This window comes from Burkholderia mycopellens, from assembly GCF_964265025.1.
Taxonomy (GTDB): Bacteria; Pseudomonadota; Gammaproteobacteria; order Burkholderiales; family Burkholderiaceae; genus Burkholderia.
Genome location: NZ_OZ183803.1, coordinates 2,309,315 through 2,329,565, shown reverse-complemented (window position 1 = coordinate 2,329,565; position 20,251 = coordinate 2,309,315). Strand labels below are relative to the sequence as shown.

Below are 20,251 nucleotides of genomic sequence, written 5' to 3'. Positions count from 1 at the left end.
CGATGCCTGTCGTGCGCGACTATTGCCTAAAGCGACGGCGATACTCGCCGGGGGAGATGCCGGTCTCGCGCTTGAACAGTTGCCGAAAGCCGCTGATGTCCGCGTAGCCGACGCGCTCGCATACAGCATCGATCGCGAGCTTCGTTTCCGCGAGCAGCCGCTTCGCGACTTCGATCCTGAGCGTCTGCAGATACCTGAGCGGCGGCGCGCCCACCGCGTCCCGGAACCGGCGATGGAGCGTGCGTTCGCTCATCGCGACGTGATCGCTCAGCCGGGCGAGGCTGAAGGGTTCCCGCAAGTGCTTTTCCATCCAGTGCTGGGCGCGCGCGATGGCTGCATCGTCGTGCTCGCGATGGCTCGTCCGGTCGAGGTCGATGAACGAATCCTGCGACACGCGGTTCATGTCGATCAGCATGAGCCTGGCGACCGACGCTGCAAGGCGCGCATTCGCCAGCTTGTCGACGACTCGCAGCGCGAGATTCTGATAAGAGGTGATGGCGCCGCCGCAGAGTATGCCGTCCTGCTCGGTCAGGATGTCCGACGCACGCAGCGCCACGTCCGGGTAGCGCGCGCGGAAGCTCGATGCCTTCGACCAGTGCGTCGTGGCAACGCGGCCGTCGAGCAAGCCGGCCTCGGCGAGCAGGAATGCGCCGGTACAGTACGTCGCGATCAGCGTGCCGCGCGCGTGTTGCCGACGCAGCGCGTCGAACAGCGGCGCGAGCGCGGCGGGGCGGTCGAGCAGCCGCTCGAGATCCGCGACGAATGGGCTCGTCAGCCAGATCGCGTCGGCGGGACTGCTGCCGTCGATCGCGCCGTCGACCGGGATGACCTGGCCGGAGGCGGCGCGCACCGGCCGTCCGCCGATCGATTCGACGCGCCAGCGAAACGGTGTGCGCGTGCGGCCCTGCGATGCCGTTGCAGCGAGATGATTGGCCGCCGTGAGGATGTCGGTCGGCGCGGCGACGCCGGATGCAAGGGCATGTTCGACGGCCCAGATTCGGATGAGCGGCATGAGTGGCGGGATTGGCCTCGGGCAGGGGCAATGCTACCACCGGGCGCGAAGCGATTTTTCCAGCCGACGACGCCGTCGACTCATGCGGCCGGCGGTTGAAAATCAAAAGGCCGCCCGGCGCCGAAGCGCACGGGCGGCCTTGCGTACGGCGAGCGGCCGCGCGGTGTCGCTCAGCACTCACCCTTCTTCGCGTGTCCCGGCGGGCAGTGATAGCCGTGATCGTCGTGACCGCGATGACGCTGGTGGTCTTCCCACTCGCGGCGTTCCCAGTAGCGGTGGCCGTCCCAGTAGCGGTCGCCATGCCAGCCGACGATCACCGCGGGCGCGGGCGCAACGACGACCGGTGCGGGCGTGCCGATGTTGACGTCGACGTTGACGGCGTGGGCGAGGCCGGACAGCGAAAGGCCGAGGCCGGCGAAGGCAAGGGCGATCAGCGAGCGTTGCATGTTCTTTTTCCGTGATGTCGTTGTAAAGGGCCGGCGCGACGCGATGGAAGCGAGGGGGGATCGTTCCACCGGGGGAAACGCCGCACCGACACATGCAGTGTGCTGGCGCACGACAGAAAACGCGAGGCGGGTTTGTTACGGCGGATTGGCGGCTGGCAGGCGCGGAGTGCGGGTGTCGGGCCGCATCATTTGACAATGGCGACCTGCGTGCGCGGATGATTGCGCGCGAGTCGCAGGGCACCGGCTGCGCGGATTTGACATTCGGCGGCGCGAGGCCACGAAGTGCGATTAATCGCGCGTTACAAAGTGACACGCGGCAGGTGGCGGAACCGCCACGCCTGCCGCGCGCGAGGGGGACGCCGGCCGTCGGGCCGGCGGTCGTCACGGATGGATTACAGGTAGAACATCCGGTCTTCTTCGGGGCGCGGCGGATGGCCGTCATCGTCCGAGCCTTCTTCCTCGCCGCTGTCCTCGTAGAACGCGAGCACTGCGTCGAGCACCTGGTCGGGATCGTCGATCACCTGCATCAGGTCCATGTCTTCCGGATTGATGAGGCCCATCGGGATCAGCTGGTCGCGGAACCACTGCAGCAGCCCCTTCCAGAACTCGCTGCCGACGAGGATGATCGGCACGAGGCGCGACTTCTTCGTCTGGATCAGCGTGAGCACTTCCGACAGCTCGTCGAGTGTGCCGAAACCGCCCGGCATCACGATCACCGCATCGGAGTTCTTCACGAACGTGACCTTGCGCGTGAAGAAGTGGCGGAAGCGCAGCGAGATATCCTGGTAGTGGTTGCCGGCCTGCTCGTGCGGCAGCTCGATGTTCAGGCCGACCGACGGCGCTTTACCTGCGTGCGCGCCCTTGTTCGCGGCTTCCATGATGCCGGGGCCGCCGCCGGAGATCACGGCGAAGCCGGCGTCGGACAGCTTGCGCGCGATCTGCGTGGCGAGCTTGTAGTGCGGCGTATCGGGTTTGAGGCGGGCAGAACCGTAGATGCTGACAGCCGGGCGGATCTCCGACAGGTACTCGGTCGCCTCGATAAACTCTGCCATAATCGTGAACATCTGCCACGATGCGCGCGCCTTCTTGGCCGTCGCGCGTTCTTGATCTGCGAGCGAACGCAGACTCGGAATCACTTTTCTCTTGTTCATAATGCCTGAAGAACGAAATCTGGAAGGTAAGACCCTGCTATTGGTTGACGGTTCGAGCTATCTGTATCGGGCTTACCATGCGATGCCTGATTTGCGTGGCCCTGGCGGGGAGCCGACCGGAGCGCTCTACGGAATCATCAACATGCTGCGCCGTATGCGCAAGGAAGTCAGTGCAGAGTATAGCGCGTGCGTGTTCGATGCAAAGGGCAAGACGTTCCGTGACGACCTTTATGCCGACTATAAGGCAAACCGCCCGTCGATGCCGCCCGACCTCGCGTTGCAGGTCGAGCCGATCCACGGCGCGGTGCGCGCGCTCGGCTGGCCGCTGCTGATGGTCGAGGGCGTCGAGGCCGACGACGTGATCGGCACGCTCGCGCGCGAAGCCGAGCGGCACGGGATGAACGTGATCGTGTCGACGGGCGACAAGGATCTCGCGCAGCTCGTCACCGACCACGTCACGCTCGTCAACACGATGACCAACGAGACGCTCGACCGCGAAGGCGTGATCGCGAAGTTCGGCGTGCCGCCCGAGCGCATCATCGACTACCTCGCACTGATCGGCGATACCGTCGACAACGTGCCGGGCGTCGAGAAGTGCGGGCCGAAGACGGCCGTGAAATGGCTGGCGCAGTACGACAGTCTCGACGGCGTGATCGAGCATGCGGGCGACATCAAGGGCGTGGTCGGCGACAACCTGCGCCGCGCGCTCGACTTCCTGCCGCTTGGCCGAAAGCTCGTGACCGTCGAGACGGCCTGCGATCTCGCGCCGCATCTCGAATCGATCGAAGCGTCGTTGAAGACCGACGGCGAAGCGCGCGACCTGTTGCGCGACATCTTCGCGCGCTACGGCTTCAAGACCTGGCTGCGTGAAGTCGACAGCGCGCCGGCGGAAGGCGGCGGCGCCGATGCGCCGGAAGGCGAGCCGGCGCCGGTGGTGGCGGCCGACATCGACCGCGAATACGACACGATCCAGACCTGGGAGCAATTCGATGCGTGGTTCGCGAAGATCGATGCGGCCGCGCTGACCGCATTCGACACCGAGACGACCTCGCTCGATCCGATGCTCGCGCGGCTCGTCGGTCTGTCGTTCTCGGTCGAGCCGGGCAAGGCTGCCTATCTGCCGGTTGCACACCGCGGCCCCGACATGCCCGAGCAGCTTCCGCTCGATGAAGTGCTCGCGCGCCTGAAGCCGTGGCTCGAATCGGCCGATCGCAAGAAGGTCGGCCAGCACCTGAAGTACGACGCGCAGGTGCTCGCGAACTACGACATCGCGCTGAACGGCATCGAGCACGACACGCTGCTCGAATCCTACGTGGTCGAATCGCACCGCACGCACGACATGGACAGCCTTGCGCTGCGTCATCTGGGCGTCAAGACGATCAAGTACGAAGACGTGGCCGGCAAGGGCGCGAAGCAGATCGGTTTCGACGAAGTGGCGCTCGCGCAGGCCGCCGAATACGCGGCCGAGGATGCCGACATCACGTTGCAGCTGCATCACGCGCTGTATCCGCAGGTTGCGCGCGAACCAGGCCTGTTGCGCGTGTATCGCGAGATCGAGATGCCCGTGTCGCTCGTGCTGCGCAAGATGGAGCGTACGGGCGTGCTGATCGACGATGCACTCCTGCACGCGCAGAGCACCGAAATTGCGACGCGCCTGATCGAGCTCGAAGCGCAGGCGTACGAACTGGCGGGCGGCGAATTCAATCTCGGCTCGCCGAAGCAGATCGGGCAGATTTTCTTCGAAAAGCTGCAGTTGCCGGTCGTGAAAAAGACGCCGAGCGGCGCGCCGTCGACCGACGAGGAAGTGCTGCAGAAGCTGGCCGAGGACTACCCGCTGCCGAAGCTGCTGCTCGAGCATCGCGGGCTGTCGAAGCTGAAGTCGACCTATACCGACAAGCTGCCGCGCATGGTGAACCCTGCGACGGGCCGCGTGCACACGAACTACGCGCAGGCGGTCGCGGTCACGGGGCGCCTTGCGTCGAACGATCCGAATCTTCAGAACATTCCGGTGCGCACGGCCGAGGGCCGGCGGATCCGCGAAGCGTTCATCGCCTCGCCGGGCCACCGGATCGTGTCGGCCGATTATTCGCAGATCGAACTGCGGATCATGGCGCACATCTCGGGCGACGCGTCGCTGCTGCGCGCGTTCTCGCAGGGCGAGGACATCCACCGCGCGACGGCCGCCGAGGTGTTCGGCGTGACGCCGCTGGAGGTCAATTCCGACCAGCGCCGCATTGCGAAGGTGATCAACTTCGGGCTCATCTACGGGATGAGCGCGTTCGGGCTCGCGTCGAACCTCGGCATTACGCGCGATGCGGCGAAGCTCTATATCGACCGCTATTTCGCCCGCTACCCGGGCGTTGCACAGTACATGGAAGACACGCGCGCGGTGGCGAAGGAGAAGGGCTACGTCGAAACCGTCTTCGGTCGCCGTCTGTGGCTGCCCGAGATCAACGGCGGCAACGGCCCGCGCCGCCAGGCGGCCGAGCGCGCGGCAATCAATGCGCCGATGCAGGGCACGGCGGCCGACCTGATCAAGCTGTCGATGATCGCGGTGGACGACTGGCTCACACGCGACAAGCTTGCATCGCGGATGATCATGCAGGTGCACGATGAACTGGTGCTCGAGGTACCCGACGGCGAACTGTCGCTGGTGCGCGAGAAACTGCCGGAAATGATGTGCGGCGTGGCGAAGCTGAAGGTGCCGCTGGTTGCCGAAGTGGGCGCCGGCGCGAACTGGGAAGAGGCACACTGACGCACCGCCGCGCGGTTCCCGATTCCTGCGGCATATTGTTGCAGGGATGCTGAATATCGAGATGGTTTGCTTGTGGTCAACGCGCAAGCTCCCGGACAATGCATGTCATTGACGCGGGAGCATGCGCACCCCGCGTTCCGGGGTTGGAAACATCGAAGTGCTTCGAACTGCACATCGATGGTGTCCGAACCGGTTAATCCACCGGGTGGCGCGAATGCATCGCGTTTGCACTGTCCGGCGGCAGCAGTTTCGAATCGCAAAGGGGGAACAGATGCATCGGATCATCATCGTAGGCGGAGGCGCGGGCGGCCTTGAACTGGCGACGCGGCTCGGCGACCGTTACGGCGCGCGCGGCAATCGTCCCGCGCGTGCGCTTGTCACGCTCGTCGACCGCAATCCGACCCACATCTGGAAACCGCTGCTGCACGAGGTTGCGGCCGGCAGCATGGATCCATTCACGCAGGAGCTCGAATATGCGGCGCAGGCGCGCTGGCATGGCTTCGAGTTCCAGCAGGGCGGGCTGGCCGGGCTCGACCGCGCGGCGAAACGCATCACGCTCTCGCCGGTCAACGACAGCGACGGCGAGGAGCTGCTGCCGGCGCGCGAGCTGGAATATGACACGCTCGTGATCGCGATCGGCAGCACGACTCACTTCTTCGGCGTGCAGGGCGCGGCGGAAAATGCGATCGCGCTCGATACCGTTGGCGAGGCAGAGCGCTTCCGCAAGCGGCTGATCGCCGCGTGCATGCGCGCCGAGCACCAGGCGCCGGCACCGACCGCGCCGGGCGAGGCGGCCGAGCCGCGCATCCAGGTCGCGATCGTCGGCGGCGGTGCGACTGGCGTCGAGCTGTCCGCCGAGCTGCGCAACACCGCGCAGGTGTTGTCGGCCTACGGGCTGCACAAGCTCGACCCGCGGCACGACGTCGGCATCGTGCTGATCGAATCGGGGCCGCGGATCCTCCCGGCGTTGCCGGAGCGCGTGTCGTCGGCGACGGCCGAACTGCTCGAAAAGATCGGCGTGCGGCTGATGCTCGCCGAGCGCGTGACCGAGGTGGCGCCCGGGGCCGTCCATACGGCGAGCGGCAAGACGGTGCGTGCCGACCTGACGGTCTGGGCCGCGGGCATCAAGGCGCCGTCCGTGCTCGCCAATCTCGATGGTCTCCAGGTCAACAAGCTCGGCCAGCTCGACGTGCGCCGCACGCTGCAGACCTTCACCGACGACAACGTGTTCGCGCTCGGCGACTGTGCGGCATGTGCATGGCCCGGCAACGAACGCAACGTGCCGCCACGCGCGCAGGCTGCGCACCAGCAGGCGAGCTTCCTGCTGAAGGCAATCGGCTGCCGGCTCGACGGGCGCCCGCTGCCCGAATTCACCTATCGCGACCTGGGCTCGCTCGTGTCGCTCGGCCATTTCAGCGCGGTCGGCAACCTGATGGGCGGGCTGATCGGCGGCAACATGCTGATCGAAGGGCTGTTCGCACGCTTCATGTACATGTCGCTGTACCGGATGCACATCGCTGCGCTGCACGGCTATCCGCGCATGATGCTCGATACGGTCGCGCACTGGCTGCGGCGCACGACGCTGCCGCGCGTCAAGCTGCACTGAACGCGCGGCAAGCGCGGGAAGCGGGCGGGGAGTGCGCACGTCGTGCGTCGTTTCCGCCCGTTGTTTCTTGCGGGCAGTCGGGCTGCCATGTCTGCGCGTGACGGGCGATATCGACCGCGCGTTTTTCGTTTCAAACGGCAAGCATTCGATCGCGCAACGGCGATCGACAAGCGGCTTGCTGCATCGCGATTCGACGGGCCGCCTGCGCGTTTCTTCGCCGCCGAATCAAGGCGTCGTAATCGAGTCTTACATATCTGACAGTTGACGCGACAACGGATTATTGGGCATCTTGTCCGGGTTTCCGTTTGCGGCGGAGTGCCAACCGCCGCGACATCCGCGCCGCGCGCCGTCGCGATGCGCCGTCATGCCGTGCCCGTGATCGCGTCGGCGGCCCCCAATCGAGGAGTGCATTCATGTTGAAACCCGAAGTCGACAGCCTGGTTCCCCACGTTCCGTTCTCGCGCCGCAAGTTCATGCAGGCCGCGCTGGGCGGGGCCTTCGCGGCGGCCGTGCTGCCCGTGTCGGCGCAGACGGTCACGACCGACAGCGAAGGGCTGGACGTCGACACCGTCGAGATCCGCTCGGGCGACGCGAGCGTGCCCGCGTATCGCGCGCAGCCGAAGGACAAGACGAACCTGCCGGTCGTCATCGTGATCCACGAGATCTTCGGCGTGCACGCGCACATCGCCGATGTCTGCCGCCGTTTCGCGAAGCTCGGTTATCTCGCGATCGCGCCCGACCTGTTCGCGCGACAGGGCAACGCGGAGAAATATTCGACGATCAAGGATCTGGTCGAGCACATCATCAGCAAGGTGCCCGACCGGCAGGTTACCGAGGATCTCGATGCGACCGTCGCGTGGGCCGGCAAGAACGGCGGCGACCTGTCGCGTCTCGGCGTGGTCGGGTTCTGCTGGGGTGGCCGCCAGAGCTGGCTGTATGCGGAGCACAACCCGCACGTGCGTGCGGCGGTTGCGTGGTACGGGTTCGTCGAAGGCAAGACCGACGAAATGACGCCGTTCAACCCGGTCGATCATGCATCGTTGCTGAAGGTGCCGGTGCTCGGGCTGTATGGCGAGAAGGATGCGAACATCACGCAGGCTTCGCTCGAGGACATGCGCAAGGCGATTCAGACGAGCGATTCGAAGCTCGCGCGCGAATCGGAAATCGTCGTGTATCCGGATGCCGGTCACGCGTTCTTTGCCGATTACCGGCCGAGTTACGTGAAGGCCGATGCGGAGGAGAGCTGGAAGCGCGCGATCGCGTGGCTTCGCAAGTACGGCGTGATGTAAACGGCAAGCGGCGGCAGATGCCGCCGCTTCGTTGCGACTGCGCCGCGCCGGCGCTTACGGCGTCGGGCCGGTTGCGATCGGCCGCGACGGATCGGCGCTCCATTCGCTCCACGAGCCCGGATACAGCGACGCGCCGTGCAGGCCCGCAACCTCCAGCGCAAGCGCGTTGTGGCACGCGGTGACGCCGGAGCCGCATTGCAGGATCACGCGGTTCGGTTCGGTGCCTGCCAGCACGGCGGAAAACGCCTCGCGCAGTTCATGGCCGGTCTTGAAGCGGCCGTCGGCGGCCAGGTTGTCCTTGAAGAAGCGGTTGCGCGCGCCGGGGATGTGGCCGCCCACGCGATCGATCGTTTCGTTTTCGCCCCGGTAGCGATCGGGTGCGCGCGCATCGATCACGACACGCGTGGGTGTGTTCACGTTGGCGAGCACGGCAGCCGCGTCGACCGTCGATTCGAGCGGCGCGGCCGAGCGGAAATCGCCGGCGGCCGGATGCGGCGCGTCGGTTGCCAGCGGCTGGCCGGCTGCTTCCCAGGCCTGCAGGCCGCCATCGAGCACGGCAACCGAATCGTGGCCGAGCCAGCGCAGCAGCCACCACAGGCGCGCCGCATACGCGCCGCCTTGTGCGTCGTACGCGACGACCTGCTGGCCCTGCTTGAGGCCGCGGCTCGCGAGCAGCGTGGCGAGTGCGTCGCGGGTCGGCAGCGGATGGCGGCCGTTGGTGCCCGTCTTGCGGCCCGACAGGTCGCGGTCGAGATGGAGGTACTGGGCGCCGGGGATATGGCCGGCCGCATACGCGGCTTCGCCGGCAGCCGGATCGACGAGATCGAAGCGGCAGTCGAACAGCGCGACGCTGCCGGGCGCCGCCGCCAGGCGCTCGGCGAGATTGGCGGCGGAGATGAGCGTGGTGTAGTGAGTGTGTGGCATGACGGCTCCCTGGAGTGCGAATGGCCTGACATTCCAAGTCTAAACAAAAAAAGACGGGCCGAAGCCCGTCTTTTCGTCTGCCGGATGCCGTGCGGCGTCAAGGCGCCGCACCGGCCGTCAGATGTCGCCGAGGTGGCGGCGCAGGAACTCGTGGAAGTGCTGCATGCCGTCTTCCATCGGGCTCTGGTACGGGCCGACCTGCGACTCGCCGCGCGCCATCAGCGCATGGCGGCCTGCATCCATCCGCATCGCGATCTCGTCGTCCTCGACGGCCGTTTCCATATAGGCGGCGCGTTCGGCCTCGACGAATTCGCGTTCGAACAGCGCGATTTCCTCGGGGTAATAGAACTCGACGATGTTGGTCGTCTTCTGCGGGCCCTGCGGAATCAGCCACGATACGACGAGCACGTGCGGATACCACTCGATCATGAGGCCCGGGTAGTAGACCATCCAGATCGCGCCGAACTCCGGCGGCACGCCGTTGCGGAACTTCAGCACCTGCTCGTGCCATTTCTGGTAGGTCGCGCTGCCCGGTTTCGCGAGGGCGTTGTGCACGCCGACCGTCTGTACGCTGTACCAGTCGCCGAACTCCCACTTGAGGTCGTCGCACGACACGAAGCTGCCGAGGCCCGGGTGGAACGGGACGACGTGGTAATCCTCGAGGTAGACCTCGATGAACGTCTTCCAGTTGTAATCGCACTCGTGCACTTCGACGTGATCGAAGTGGTACTCGGAGAAGTCGAAGTGATGCTTCGTGCCGAGGTTGGCGAGGTCGCGCGCGACATTCCGGCCTTCGGCCTCGAACAGCAGCCCTTGCCAGTTCTGCAGGGGGCTCTTGCCGAGGTTCAGGCACGGCTTGTCGGGGAAGTGCGGCGCGCCGAGCAACTGGCCTTCCAGATCGTACGTCCAGCGGTGCAGCGGGCACACGATGTTCTGCGTGTGGCCGCGCCCGTTGAGCATGATCGCCTGCCGGTGGCGGCAGACGTTCGACAGCAGTTCGATCTGGTTCGCCTGGTTGCGAACCAGCACACGGCCTTCCTTCTCGGACGGCAGCGCAAAATAATCCCCCGCCTCGGGCACCATCAACTCGTGCCCGACGTAACGAGGTCCTTTCTTGAAGAGGGTTTCGATCTCGCGCTCGAGTAGCGCCTCATCGAAGTATGCAGTGACTGGAAGCTGGCTGTGAGCCGACTTCAACTGAAGCGCGTCGCTCAGATTGGACATTCCCACTCCCGGTGTTAGCGTGAAAGCAGTGAACAACCCAACCATCGAAAAATCGATTTAGGGAAACGGGGAATTATACCCGGTTCGCCTCGTTAGGCTAGGATTAAGTGCCTGATTTGTGTCAATTTTTTGTCGGGCGACAATCAGGGGGCGCACACTATGTTTCGTAGGTGGGGCCGGAATATGTACCCGGGTGCCCACGACGGCAGGTCGGAAAATTCTCTTTTGCCGTAGAATGTCCGACTTGTTTTGAAATTTGACACCCTCGTCCATGGCGAAAACCGCATCCCCAGGCGCCACGCCGCCCGGTAATGGCACCGAACCGTTGCCGGACAATTACGAGACGGCGCTCGCGGAACTCGAGACGCTGGTTGCCCGGATGGAAGGCGGCGCGTTGAGCCTCGAGGATTCACTGACGGCGTATCGCCGCGGTGCGACCCTCGTTGCGTTTTGCCAACAGCAGCTCGAGAAAGTGGAGCAGCAGGTTCGCGTGCTCGACGGCGCGACGCTGAAGCCGCTTTCGTCCGGAACGGCCGCCACGGACGGCGAAGACGACGATCTATGACATTCGAACAATGGATGCGGTCCGTGCTTGACCGTGTCGAGGACGCACTCAGCCTCTATTTGCCCGCTGAAACCGCGGTGCCGGAGAAACTCCACGAGGCGATGCGCTATGCGGTCCTCGGCGGCGGCAAACGCGTTCGCCCGCTGCTGTGCCATGCAGCAGGCGAACTGACCGGCGCGACGGAGGCGGCGCGCAATGCGGCGGCGGCAGCGCTGGAGATGATCCACGTCTACTCGCTCGTGCACGACGACATGCCGTGCATGGACGACGACGCGCTGCGTCGCGGCAAGCCGACCGTGCACGTGCAGTACGACGAGCCGACCGCACTGCTCGTCGGCGACGCGCTGCAGTCGCAGGCGTTCGTTGCGCTGACCGACGCCGCTGCGCTGTCGCCGGCGCAGCAGGCCGCGCTCGTGCGCGAGCTGGCGCTGGCGAGCGGTTCGATCGGCATGGCCGGCGGGCAGGCGATCGACCTGGCGAGCGTCGGCCTCAAGCTGACGCGCGAGCAGCTCGAGACGATGCACCGGATGAAGACGGGCGCACTGCTGCGCGCGGCCGTGCGGATGGGCGCGCTGGCCGGCGAGACGCCGTCCGCGGAAACGATGGCTGCGCTCGATGTGTACGCGGGTGCCGTGGGCCTGGCCTTCCAGGTCGTCGACGACATTCTCGACGTCACGACCGATTCGGCGACGCTTGGCAAGACGGCCGGCAAGGATGCGGCAAACGACAAGCCGACCTATGTATCGATCCTCGGCCTCGAGGCGTCGCGCGAGCTCGCAGCGCAACTGCGCGCCGAAGCGCACGACGCGCTGAAACCGTTCGGCGCACGCGCACAGCGTCTCGCCGAACTTGCCGACCTGGTAGTGAACCGGGTCAGCTGACGCGAAAGCCCGCCGCCGCGCACATGCTACGGTGCGTGCAACAGAATGCGGGCGCGTTTGATTTCCTACAATGGAACGACGATGTACGACTTGCTGAAAACCATCGACGACCCGGCGGATTTGCGCCGCCTCGATCGTCGCCAACTGCAACCGCTCGCGGATGAACTGCGCGCGTTCGTGCTCGACAGCGTGTCGAAGACGGGCGGCCATTTGTCGTCCAACCTCGGGACGGTCGAGCTGACGATCGCGTTGCACTACGTGTTCAACACGCCGAACGATCGGATCGTCTGGGACGTGGGCCACCAGACCTACCCGCACAAGATCCTGACGGGCCGCCGTGACCAGATGCATTCGCTGCGCCAGCAGGACGGCATCTCGGGCTTCCCGCGTCGCAGCGAATCCGAATACGACACGTTCGGCACCGCGCACTCGAGCACGTCGATCTCGGCCGCGCTCGGCATGGCGATCGGCAGTCAGCTGAACGGCGACGACCGCTTCTCGATCGCCGTGATCGGCGACGGCGCGATGACGGCAGGCATGGCGTTCGAGGCGATGAACAACGCGGGCGTGTCGGAAGATGCGAAAGTGCTCGTGATCCTGAACGACAACGACATGTCGATCTCGCCGCCGGTCGGCGCGCTGAATCGCCATCTTGCACGCCTGATGTCGGGCCGCTTCTATGCGGCTGCGCGCGCGGGCGTCGAGCGCGTGCTGAGCGTTGCGCCGCCGGTGCTGGAACTCGCGCGCAAGCTCGAGGAGCACGCGAAGGGCATGGTCGTTCCGGCCACGCTGTTCGAAGAGTTCGGCTTCAACTACATCGGCCCGATCGACGGTCACGATCTCGATTCGCTGATCCCGACGCTGCAGAACATCCGCGAGCTGCGCGGTCCGCAGTTCCTGCACGTGGTGACGAAGAAAGGCCAGGGCTACAAGCTCGCCGAAGCCGATCCCGTGCTCTATCACGGCCCGGGCAAGTTCAACCCGGCCGAAGGCATCAAGCCGTCGGCCGCGCCCGCGAAGAAGACGTACACGCAGGTGTTCGGCGAGTGGCTGTGCGATGAAGCCGAGCGCGATACGCGCGTCGTCGGGATCACGCCCGCGATGCGCGAAGGCTCGGGCATGGTCGAGTTCGAAAAGCGCTTCAAGGAGCGCTACTACGACGTCGGCATCGCCGAGCAGCACGCGGTGACGTTCGCGGGCGGCCTCGCAACCGAAGGGCTGAAGCCGGTCGTCGCGATCTACTCGACGTTCCTGCAGCGTGCGTACGACCAGCTGATCCACGACGTCGCGCTGCAGAACCTGCCGGTCGTGTTCGCGATCGACCGCGCGGGCCTCGTCGGCGCGGACGGCGCGACGCACGCGGGCGCGTACGATCTCGCGTTCATGCGCTGCATCCCGAACATGACGATCATGGCTGCGTCCGACGAGAACGAATGCCGCCAGATGCTGCACACGGCGCTGCAGCAGCCGAACCCGACCGCAGTGCGCTATCCGCGCGGCGCGGGCACGGGCGTGGCGACGGTGAAGGAATTCACCGAGATCCCGCTCGGCAAGGGTGAAGTGCGTCGCCGCACGTCGCAGCCGGAAGGCAAGCGCGTCGCAATCCTTGCGTTCGGCACGATGGTCGCACCGTCGCTCGCCGCGGCCGAGGAACTCGACGCAACTGTCGCGAACATGCGCTTCGTGAAGCCGCTCGATGGGGCGCTCGTGCGTGAGCTCGCCGAGACGCACGATTATCTCGTCACGGTCGAGGAAGGCTGCGTGATGGGCGGCGCGGGCTCGGCCTGCGTGGAAGCCCTGATGGAGAGTGGGGTTATCCGACCCGTACTACAATTGGGCCTCCCTGACCTGTTCATCGATCACGGCGACCCCGCGAAGCTGCTGTCGCAATGCGGCCTCGACGGCGCGGGTATCGCGAAATCGATTCGCGAACGCTTTCTGAATCCGGCGGCCGACGTCGCCGGTCAGGCGAAGCGCGTCGCATAAGCTGGCGCCGCCTGCGGGCGGTGTCGGTGCGACTGGCGCAACCGGTCTTCATTGATGCGGAAAACATGGGCCTGCGGGCCCATGTTGCTTTTCCGGCTGCCGCTTGACGCGGCGTGCGCGTCGTCGAACGCGCGGCTTACAAGGATTGAACAAGATGAACCAGATGAATCCCGCCTTCGTGATGCCTGACGTGCAGAGCACGGTGGATACCCGCCAGATTCCGATTCAGCGCGTGGGCGTGAAGGCGGTCCGGCATCCGTTGACGGTGTGTACCGAAAGCGGCGACGTGCAGCCGACCGTCGGTGTCTGGAACCTCGATGTCCGCCTGCCTGCCGACCAGAAAGGCACGCACATGTCGCGCTTCGTCGCGCTGCTCGAAGAGAATCGTGCGCCGCTCACGGTCGAGCGTTTCCGCGCGATGCTTGCGTCGATGCTCGAGAAGCTGGAAGCCGAGGCCGGTCGCATCGAAGTCACGTTTCCGTACTTCGTGAACAAGACGGCGCCGGTGTCGGGCGTGCAGAGCCTGCTCGATTATGAAGTGACGCTCGCGGGCGAAAGCCGCAACGGCGACACGCGCGTGTTCCTGAAGGTGCTCGTGCCGGTGACGAGCCTGTGCCCGTGCTCGAAGAAGATCTCGCAGTACGGCGCGCACAACCAGCGTTCACACGTGACGATCGATGCGGAGCTCGCGGCCGACCTGCCGGTCGAGGCGCTGATCCGCATCGCGGAGGAAGAGGCGTCGTGCGAGCTGTGGGGCCTGCTGAAGCGTCCGGACGAGAAGTTCGTCACCGAGCGTGCCTACGAGAACCCGAAATTCGTCGAGGATCTCGTGCGTGACGTCGCGCAGCGTCTCGATGCGGACGAGCGTGTGGCGGCATACGTGCTCGAAGCCGAGAACTTCGAGTCGATTCACAATCACAGCGCGTATGCGCTGATCGAACGCGACAAGCGGCAGGCTGCATAACGCCGCGGCGTTTTGTCGCGCTGATGGAAAAAGGCCGCTCGAATGAGCGGCCTTGTTGTTTGTTGGTGCGACGTTGCGTCGCGTCGCATGGTTCAGCGCGCGAGCGATGCGAGATCCCAGCGCGGCTTCACCGTGAATGCGTAGTCGGCATTCGCCTGCTCGGGCCAGCGGCCGAGCCGCAATGCGCCTGCGAGTGCGATCATCGCGCCGTTGTCGGTGCAGAGCGCGAGATCGGGGTAGTGTACGTCGAAGCCGCGCTTGGCCGCGGCGGCCGACAGCGCAGCGCGCAACTGACGGTTCGCGCCGACACCGCCCGCGACCACGAGGCGCTTGAGCTTCGTCTGCTTCAGCGCGGCGAGCGACTTGGCGACGAGCACGTCGACGGCCGCGTCGACGAAGCCGCGCGCAAGGTCGGCCTTCGCGCGCTCGAGTGCTTCGCCCTCGAGCTTTGCCGCTTCGAACTTCTTCATCTGCGTGAGCACGGCCGTCTTCAGGCCGCTGAAGCTGAAGTCGAGGTCGCCCGAGTGCAGCATCGGGCGCGGCAGCACGACCGCACCCGGCGTGCCGGTTTCGGCGAGCTTCGACACTTCCGGGCCGCCCGGGTAGCCGAGGCCGATCAGCTTGGCCGTCTTGTCGAATGCTTCGCCGGCCGCGTCGTCGAGCGTTTCGCCGAGCGTCTCGTACACGCCGACGTCGGTCACGCGCATCAATTGCGTATGGCCGCCGGACACCAGCAGCGCCACGAACGGGAAGGGGGGCGGCTCGGCGACGAGCAGCGGCGACAGCAGGTGGCCTTCGAGGTGATGGATGCCGACGGTCGGCTTGTTCCAGGCGAGCGCGAGCGCATTCGCGATGCTCGCGCCGACCAGCAGCGCGCCGGCGAGGCCGGGGCCCTGCGTGAACGCGATCGCGTCGATGTCATCGCGGCGCGTGCCGCTTTGCGCCATCACTTCCTCGAGCAACGGCAGCGCGCGGCGGATGTGGTCGCGCGACGCGAGCTCGGGCACGACGCCGCCGTATTCGCGGTGCATGGCGATCTGCGAGTGGAGCGCGTGCGCGAGCAGGCCGCGCTGCGTGTCGTAGAGCGCGAGGCCGGTTTCGTCACAGGAGCTTTCGATGCCGAGAACGAGCATGGGTACGGGCAGGGCGCGCCGTGTCGGGCACGCCGCGGGAAGGTCAACGTAACCGGAAAGTATAGCAGGCGAAGGCCGGCCGCCGCTGGCCGCGGCCCGGGTCCGATGCCGGGCGGGTACAATTCGCGCCATGGAAACTTATGACATCGCCGTGATCGGCGCGGGCGCCGCCGGGATGATGAGCGCCGCGGTTGCCGGGCAGCTCGGCCGCCGCGTCGTGCTGATCGATCACGCGCCGCGGCTCGCCGAGAAGATCCGCATTTCGGGCGGCGGCCGCTGCAACTTCACGAACCTGTATGCCGGCCCCGACAACTACCTGTCGTCGAATCCCCATTTCGCGCGCTCGGCGCTGGCGCGCTATACGCCGCGCGACTTCCTCGGGCTGCTCAAGCGCCATCATGTGACCTGGCACGAAAAGCACAAGGGCCAGCTCTTTTGCGACCATGGCAGCGACGCGATCATCGACATGCTGAAGCACGAGTGCGATTCGGGCGGCGTTGCGTGGCGCCGGCCCGTGGTCGTCGACGCGGTGCGCCACGCGCCGGCCGGCTTCACGCTCGACACGCAGCAGGCGGGGACGATCGGTGCGCGTGCGCTGATCATCGCGACCGGCGGCCTGTCGATCCCGAAGATCGGCGCAACCGACTTCGGCTACCGGCTCGCCAAGCAGTTCGGTCACAAGCTCATCGATACGCGGCCGGCGCTCGTGCCGTTGACGTTTGCGCAGCAGGATTGGGAGCCGTTCGCGGCGTTGTCCGGCGTATCGCTCGAAGTGCGCGTATCGACCGGCGACAAGAAACGCGGCGGCGAATTCGTCGAGGATCTGCTGCTGACCCATCGCGGCCTGTCCGGGCCCGGGATCCTGCAGATCTCGAGCTACTGGCAGCCTGGTGACCCGATCCGCGTCGATTTGTTGCCGCAGCGCGACACGGTCGCCGACCTGCTCGACGCGAAGCGCACGTCAAGGCGCCAGATCGGTTCGCTGCTCGCGGACTGGGTGCCGTCGCGTCTCGCGCATGCGTGGCTCGACACGCATCGCGTCGCGGCAGACGCGCGGCTCGCGGACCTGCCCGACAAGACGCTGCGCCAGATCGGCGACGCGCTGTCCGGCTGGACGCTGACGCCCAACGGCACCGAGGGCTACAAGAAGGCCGAAGTGACGAAAGGTGGGGTCGATACGCGTGACCTGTCGTCGGCGACGATGATGAGCGCGCGCGTGCCGGGACTGTTCTTCGTCGGCGAGGCGGTGGACGTGACGGGCTGGCTCGGCGGCTACAACTTCCAGTGGGCGTGGGCGTCCGGCACGGCGGCCGGACAGGCCGCGGCAGAGTATTCGCGCGGCACCTGACGGGCCGGAGACGCCGTTTTGGCGGGACCAGGCCCCGTGCCTTTAGGCAATCGCTCTGCTATACTCGGTAGTCTTTCCCTGCAAACCTTTATTCGTGTCGGATCATGACGATCATTCGCGTTAAAGAGAACGAGCCGTTCGAAGTTGCAATGCGTCGCTTCAAGCGCACGATCGAGAAGAATGGTCTGCTGACCGAACTTCGCGCGCGCGAGTTTTACGAGAAGCCGACCGCGGAGCGCAAGCGCAAGAAGGCTGCTGCGGTGAAGCGTCATTACAAGCGTATCCGCAGCCAGACACTGCCGAAGAAGTTGTACTGAACGATTGGGCGCCGCGCGGTTCGCTGAGCGGCGCACCGGCGATCGCGAAAGATCGCGCATGATCGTGCGACCGATCAGGCGAGCCGCCGATGCCGGATTCGAGCAACCCGCTTGAGACACTGTCCCAAGCGGGTTTTTGTGTTGACGCCCTTATGGCGGGCGTCGGATTCACGTTTCCTTCCCGGGTGAGAGATGAGTTTGAAAGAGCAGATCAGCGAAGACATGAAGGCCGCGATGCGCGCGAAGGAAAGCGAGCGCCTGGCAACGATTCGTTTGCTGATGGCCGCGATCAAGCAGCGCGAAGTCGACGATCAGGTCACCCTCGACGACGCAGGCATCACGGCCGTGATCGACAAGATGATCAAGCAGCGCAAGGATTCGATCAGCCAGTTCCAGGCCGCCGGCCGTGACGATCTCGTCGCGAAGGAGCAGGCCGAACTGGTCGTGCTGAGCGGCTACATGCCCGAGCAGCTATCGGAGGCCGAGGTGGCCGCCGAAGTCCAGGCAGCTGTCGCGCAGACGGGCGCCGCCGGCCCGCAGGACATGGGCAAGGTGATGGGCGTCCTGAAGGGTAAGCTCGCCGGCCGTGCCGACATGACGGCCATTTCCGCGCTGGTCAAGGCCGCGCTCACGAAGTAACACCTGTCTCCCCGGCGCGCAGTGCGTGCGCCGGGGTGTCGTATTGTCTTTTTTCGCTCGAACCCACGGTGATTCCGCATTCGTTCCTGCAGGATTTGCTGAACCGCGTCGATATCGTCGACGTGGTGGGCCGGTACGTGCAGCTCAAGAAGGGCGGCGCCAACTTCATGGGGCTGTGCCCGTTCCATAACGAGAAAAGCCCGTCGTTTACGGTCAGTCCGACCAAGCAGTTCTATCACTGCTTCGGTTGCGGCGCGCACGGTACGGCGATCGGCTTCCTGATGGAACACGCGGGGCTCACGTTCCCGGAGGCCGTGCAGGAGCTCGCGCAGTCCGTTGGCCTGACCGTGCCGCACGAGCCTTCGATGCGTGGCGGCGGTGGGGGCGGAGGCGGGGGTGGCGACTATCCGGCGCCGGTGTCGAAATCGGTCGCGACCGCGCTGTCCGATGCGATGACCGCCGCGTGCGACTACTACCGCAAGCAGCTGCGCGGCGCGACCGTCGCGATCCAGTACCTGAAGAACCGGGGCCTGACCGGCGAGATCGCCGCGCGCTTCGGGCTCGGCTACGCGCCGGACGGCTGGCAGAACCTCGAAGCCGCGTTCCCGGACTATCGCGACGAATCGCTCGTCGAGTCGGGGCTCGTGATCGTCAGCGAGAAGACCGATGCGCAGGGCGCTGCGCGCCGCTACGACCGGTTCCGCGAGCGGATCATGTTCCCGATCCGCAACGTGAAGGGGCAGGTGATCGGCTTCGGTGGGCGCGTGCTCGGCAGCGGCGAGCCGAAGTACCTGAATTCGCCCGAAACCCCGCTGTTCAACAAGGGTAGCGAGCTGTACGGCCTGTTCGAGGCGCGGCTCGCGATTCGCGAGCGCAAGTACGTGCTGGTCGTCGAAGGCTACATGGACGTCGTCGCGCTCGCGCAGCTCGGGTTCCCGAATGCGGTCGCGACGCTCGGCACCGCGTGCACGCCGATTCACGTGCAGAAGCTGTTGCGCCAGACCGATACGGTCATTTTCAGTTTCGACGGCGATTCGGCCGGGCGGCGGGCGGCGCGACGCGCGCTCGAGGCGTGCTTGCCGCATGCGGCGGACAATCGCACGATCCGGTTCCTTTTTCTGCCGGCCGAGCACGATCCGGACAGCTATGTGCGCGAGTTCGGCGCGGATGCGTTCTCCGAGCAGGTTGAGCGCGCCATGCCGCTGTCGCAATTTCTGCTGAACGAAGCAATTGCCGGCAAGGCGCTCGACCAGCCGGAAGGCCGCGCGAAGGCGCTGTTCGATGCGAAGCCGCTGCTGCAGGCGCTGCCCGCGAACGCGTTGCGCGCGCAGATCATGCACATGTTCGCGGACCGTCTCGACATCCCGTTCGAAGAGGTCGCGGCGCTGTCCGACGTCGATACGCGGATCGCGGCGCCGCCGCGCCAGGCGCCCGCGCGCAGCGAGCGGCGCCGCGTGACGGACAGCGAAAAGCGCGCGTTGCGCACGCTGGTGATGCATCCGCGTATCGCGTCGCAGCTCGACGACGAACAGATTGCGACCCTGCGCGCGTTGCCGCGCATCGGCGAATTGTTCGCGGAAGTCGTCGATCATGCGCGCGCGCTGGGCGACGGCGCGGAGTTCCGGCTGCTGTCGGATGTCCTGCGAACGTCCTCGAATGGAGCGACTTACGAGGAAATCTTCCGCGAAATTCTGGACTATGATGAAAACGTCCGCGACTTGCTGTTACAGAATCCGGAAGACGAGACGGTGCCCGAGCGGCAGCGTGAACAGGAACGGATCGCGGGGGAGGAGCTGCAGGCGGCGGTGCTCAAGATGCGTTACGACGCCTGCTGCGACCGGCTAGACAGGCTGGCGCGGCAGTCCACCTTCACACCCGAGGAATTGGCCGAATTGACGGAATTGAACCAGCAGCGAACCGACATGAAGCGTCGGCTCGGGCTGTAGGCGGCCGGAGAGCTTAGAGAGGGCTCCCCAGCGTGCTATAATATAAGGTTTCCAGCGGTTTGTTT

The 20,251-nt window shown here is 65.8% G+C and carries 17 protein-coding genes; 11 read left to right on the top strand and 6 right to left on the bottom strand.

The window, feature by feature from the left end:
* Positions 1 to 19: 19 nt before the first annotated feature.
* From ACPTTC_RS28660 to ACPTTC_RS28650, 3 genes are all read right to left on the bottom strand, one after another.
* A complete protein-coding gene (locus ACPTTC_RS28660) occupies positions 20 to 1,012 on the bottom strand; it encodes a GlxA family transcriptional regulator (protein WP_423394887.1) in 993 nt (330 codons plus the stop codon).
* Between the two features lie 170 nt (positions 1,013 to 1,182).
* Positions 1,183 to 1,458, bottom strand: coding sequence for a hypothetical protein (locus ACPTTC_RS28655; RefSeq protein WP_175955014.1), 276 nt, complete (start codon positions 1,456 to 1,458; stop codon positions 1,183 to 1,185).
* Between the two features lie 392 nt (positions 1,459 to 1,850).
* Positions 1,851 to 2,609, bottom strand: coding sequence for a TIGR00730 family Rossman fold protein (locus ACPTTC_RS28650; RefSeq protein ID WP_175955016.1), 759 nt, complete (start codon positions 2,607 to 2,609; stop codon positions 1,851 to 1,853).
* A gap of 1 nt (position 2,610) precedes the next feature.
* Between ACPTTC_RS28650 and polA the strand changes: the two genes are divergently transcribed.
* The 3 genes from polA (at position 2,611) to ACPTTC_RS28635 (ending at position 8,259) form a co-directional block, all read left to right on the top strand.
* Positions 2,611 to 5,364 carry a DNA polymerase I gene (gene polA, locus ACPTTC_RS28645; protein WP_423394886.1) on the top strand — a complete coding sequence of 918 codons (2,754 nt, stop codon included), beginning with the start codon at positions 2,611 to 2,613 and terminating at the stop codon, positions 5,362 to 5,364.
* Positions 5,365 to 5,635: 271 nt separating this feature from the next.
* The gene (locus ACPTTC_RS28640) at positions 5,636 to 6,970 is read left to right on the top strand and encodes an NAD(P)/FAD-dependent oxidoreductase (RefSeq protein WP_423394885.1); all 1,335 of its coding nucleotides are present in this window, start codon (positions 5,636 to 5,638) and stop codon (positions 6,968 to 6,970) included.
* Between the two features lie 413 nt (positions 6,971 to 7,383).
* Positions 7,384 to 8,259 (top strand): dienelactone hydrolase family protein, encoded by an 876-nt coding sequence (locus ACPTTC_RS28635; RefSeq protein WP_423394884.1) that lies wholly within the window; start codon positions 7,384 to 7,386, stop codon positions 8,257 to 8,259.
* 54 nt (positions 8,260 to 8,313) lie between these two features.
* Here the strand turns inward: ACPTTC_RS28635 and ACPTTC_RS28630 are convergent, their stop codons facing one another.
* The gene (locus ACPTTC_RS28630) at positions 8,314 to 9,183 is read right to left on the bottom strand and encodes a sulfurtransferase (RefSeq protein WP_175955039.1); all 870 of its coding nucleotides are present in this window, start codon (positions 9,181 to 9,183) and stop codon (positions 8,314 to 8,316) included.
* Positions 9,184 to 9,300: 117 nt separating this feature from the next.
* A complete protein-coding gene (locus ACPTTC_RS28625) occupies positions 9,301 to 10,407 on the bottom strand; it encodes an aromatic ring-hydroxylating oxygenase subunit alpha (RefSeq protein WP_423394883.1) in 1,107 nt (368 codons plus the stop codon).
* Positions 10,408 to 10,678: 271 nt separating this feature from the next.
* Between ACPTTC_RS28625 and ACPTTC_RS28620 the strand changes: the two genes are divergently transcribed.
* The 4 genes from ACPTTC_RS28620 to folE2 all read left to right on the top strand — a co-directional run bounded on the left by ACPTTC_RS28620 (position 10,679) and on the right by folE2 (position 14,803).
* Positions 10,679 to 10,972, top strand: a complete 294-nt coding sequence (locus ACPTTC_RS28620; RefSeq protein ID WP_027791079.1) for an exodeoxyribonuclease VII small subunit — start codon at positions 10,679 to 10,681, stop codon at positions 10,970 to 10,972.
* Positions 10,969 to 11,853, top strand: coding sequence for a polyprenyl synthetase family protein (locus tag ACPTTC_RS28615; RefSeq protein WP_175955043.1), 885 nt, complete (start codon positions 10,969 to 10,971; stop codon positions 11,851 to 11,853). Before ACPTTC_RS28620 ends, ACPTTC_RS28615 begins: the two co-directional genes overlap by 4 nt.
* 81 nt (positions 11,854 to 11,934) lie before the next feature.
* Positions 11,935 to 13,839 (top strand): 1-deoxy-D-xylulose-5-phosphate synthase, encoded by a 1,905-nt coding sequence (dxs, locus tag ACPTTC_RS28610; protein WP_175955045.1) that lies wholly within the window; start codon positions 11,935 to 11,937, stop codon positions 13,837 to 13,839.
* A 154-nt stretch (positions 13,840 to 13,993) separates the two neighbouring features.
* The gene (gene folE2 / locus ACPTTC_RS28605) at positions 13,994 to 14,803 is read left to right on the top strand and encodes a GTP cyclohydrolase FolE2 (RefSeq protein WP_423394882.1); all 810 of its coding nucleotides are present in this window, start codon (positions 13,994 to 13,996) and stop codon (positions 14,801 to 14,803) included.
* A gap of 92 nt (positions 14,804 to 14,895) precedes the next feature.
* On the opposite strand, the gene tsaD is transcribed toward folE2, so the two are convergent.
* The gene (tsaD, locus tag ACPTTC_RS28600; protein WP_423394881.1) at positions 14,896 to 15,936 is read right to left on the bottom strand and encodes a tRNA (adenosine(37)-N6)-threonylcarbamoyltransferase complex transferase subunit TsaD; all 1,041 of its coding nucleotides are present in this window, start codon (positions 15,934 to 15,936) and stop codon (positions 14,896 to 14,898) included.
* Between the two features lie 130 nt (positions 15,937 to 16,066).
* Here tsaD and ACPTTC_RS28595 point away from each other — a divergent pair, with 130 nt between their 5' ends.
* From ACPTTC_RS28595 to dnaG, 4 genes are all read left to right on the top strand, one after another.
* On the top strand, positions 16,067 to 17,284 hold the full coding sequence (locus ACPTTC_RS28595) for an NAD(P)/FAD-dependent oxidoreductase (RefSeq protein ID WP_423394880.1): 1,218 nt from the start codon (positions 16,067 to 16,069) through the stop codon (positions 17,282 to 17,284).
* Between the two features lie 104 nt (positions 17,285 to 17,388).
* Positions 17,389 to 17,601, top strand: a complete 213-nt coding sequence (gene rpsU / locus ACPTTC_RS28590) for a 30S ribosomal protein S21 (protein WP_006479415.1) — start codon at positions 17,389 to 17,391, stop codon at positions 17,599 to 17,601.
* Positions 17,602 to 17,793: 192 nt separating this feature from the next.
* Positions 17,794 to 18,240 carry a GatB/YqeY domain-containing protein gene (locus ACPTTC_RS28585; protein WP_175965953.1) on the top strand — a complete coding sequence of 149 codons (447 nt, stop codon included), beginning with the start codon at positions 17,794 to 17,796 and terminating at the stop codon, positions 18,238 to 18,240.
* Between the two features lie 68 nt (positions 18,241 to 18,308).
* Complete coding sequence (gene dnaG / locus ACPTTC_RS28580; protein WP_423394879.1) at positions 18,309 to 20,186, top strand: DNA primase; 1,878 nt, start codon at positions 18,309 to 18,311, stop codon at positions 20,184 to 20,186.
* Positions 20,187 to 20,251 lie beyond the last annotated feature (65 nt).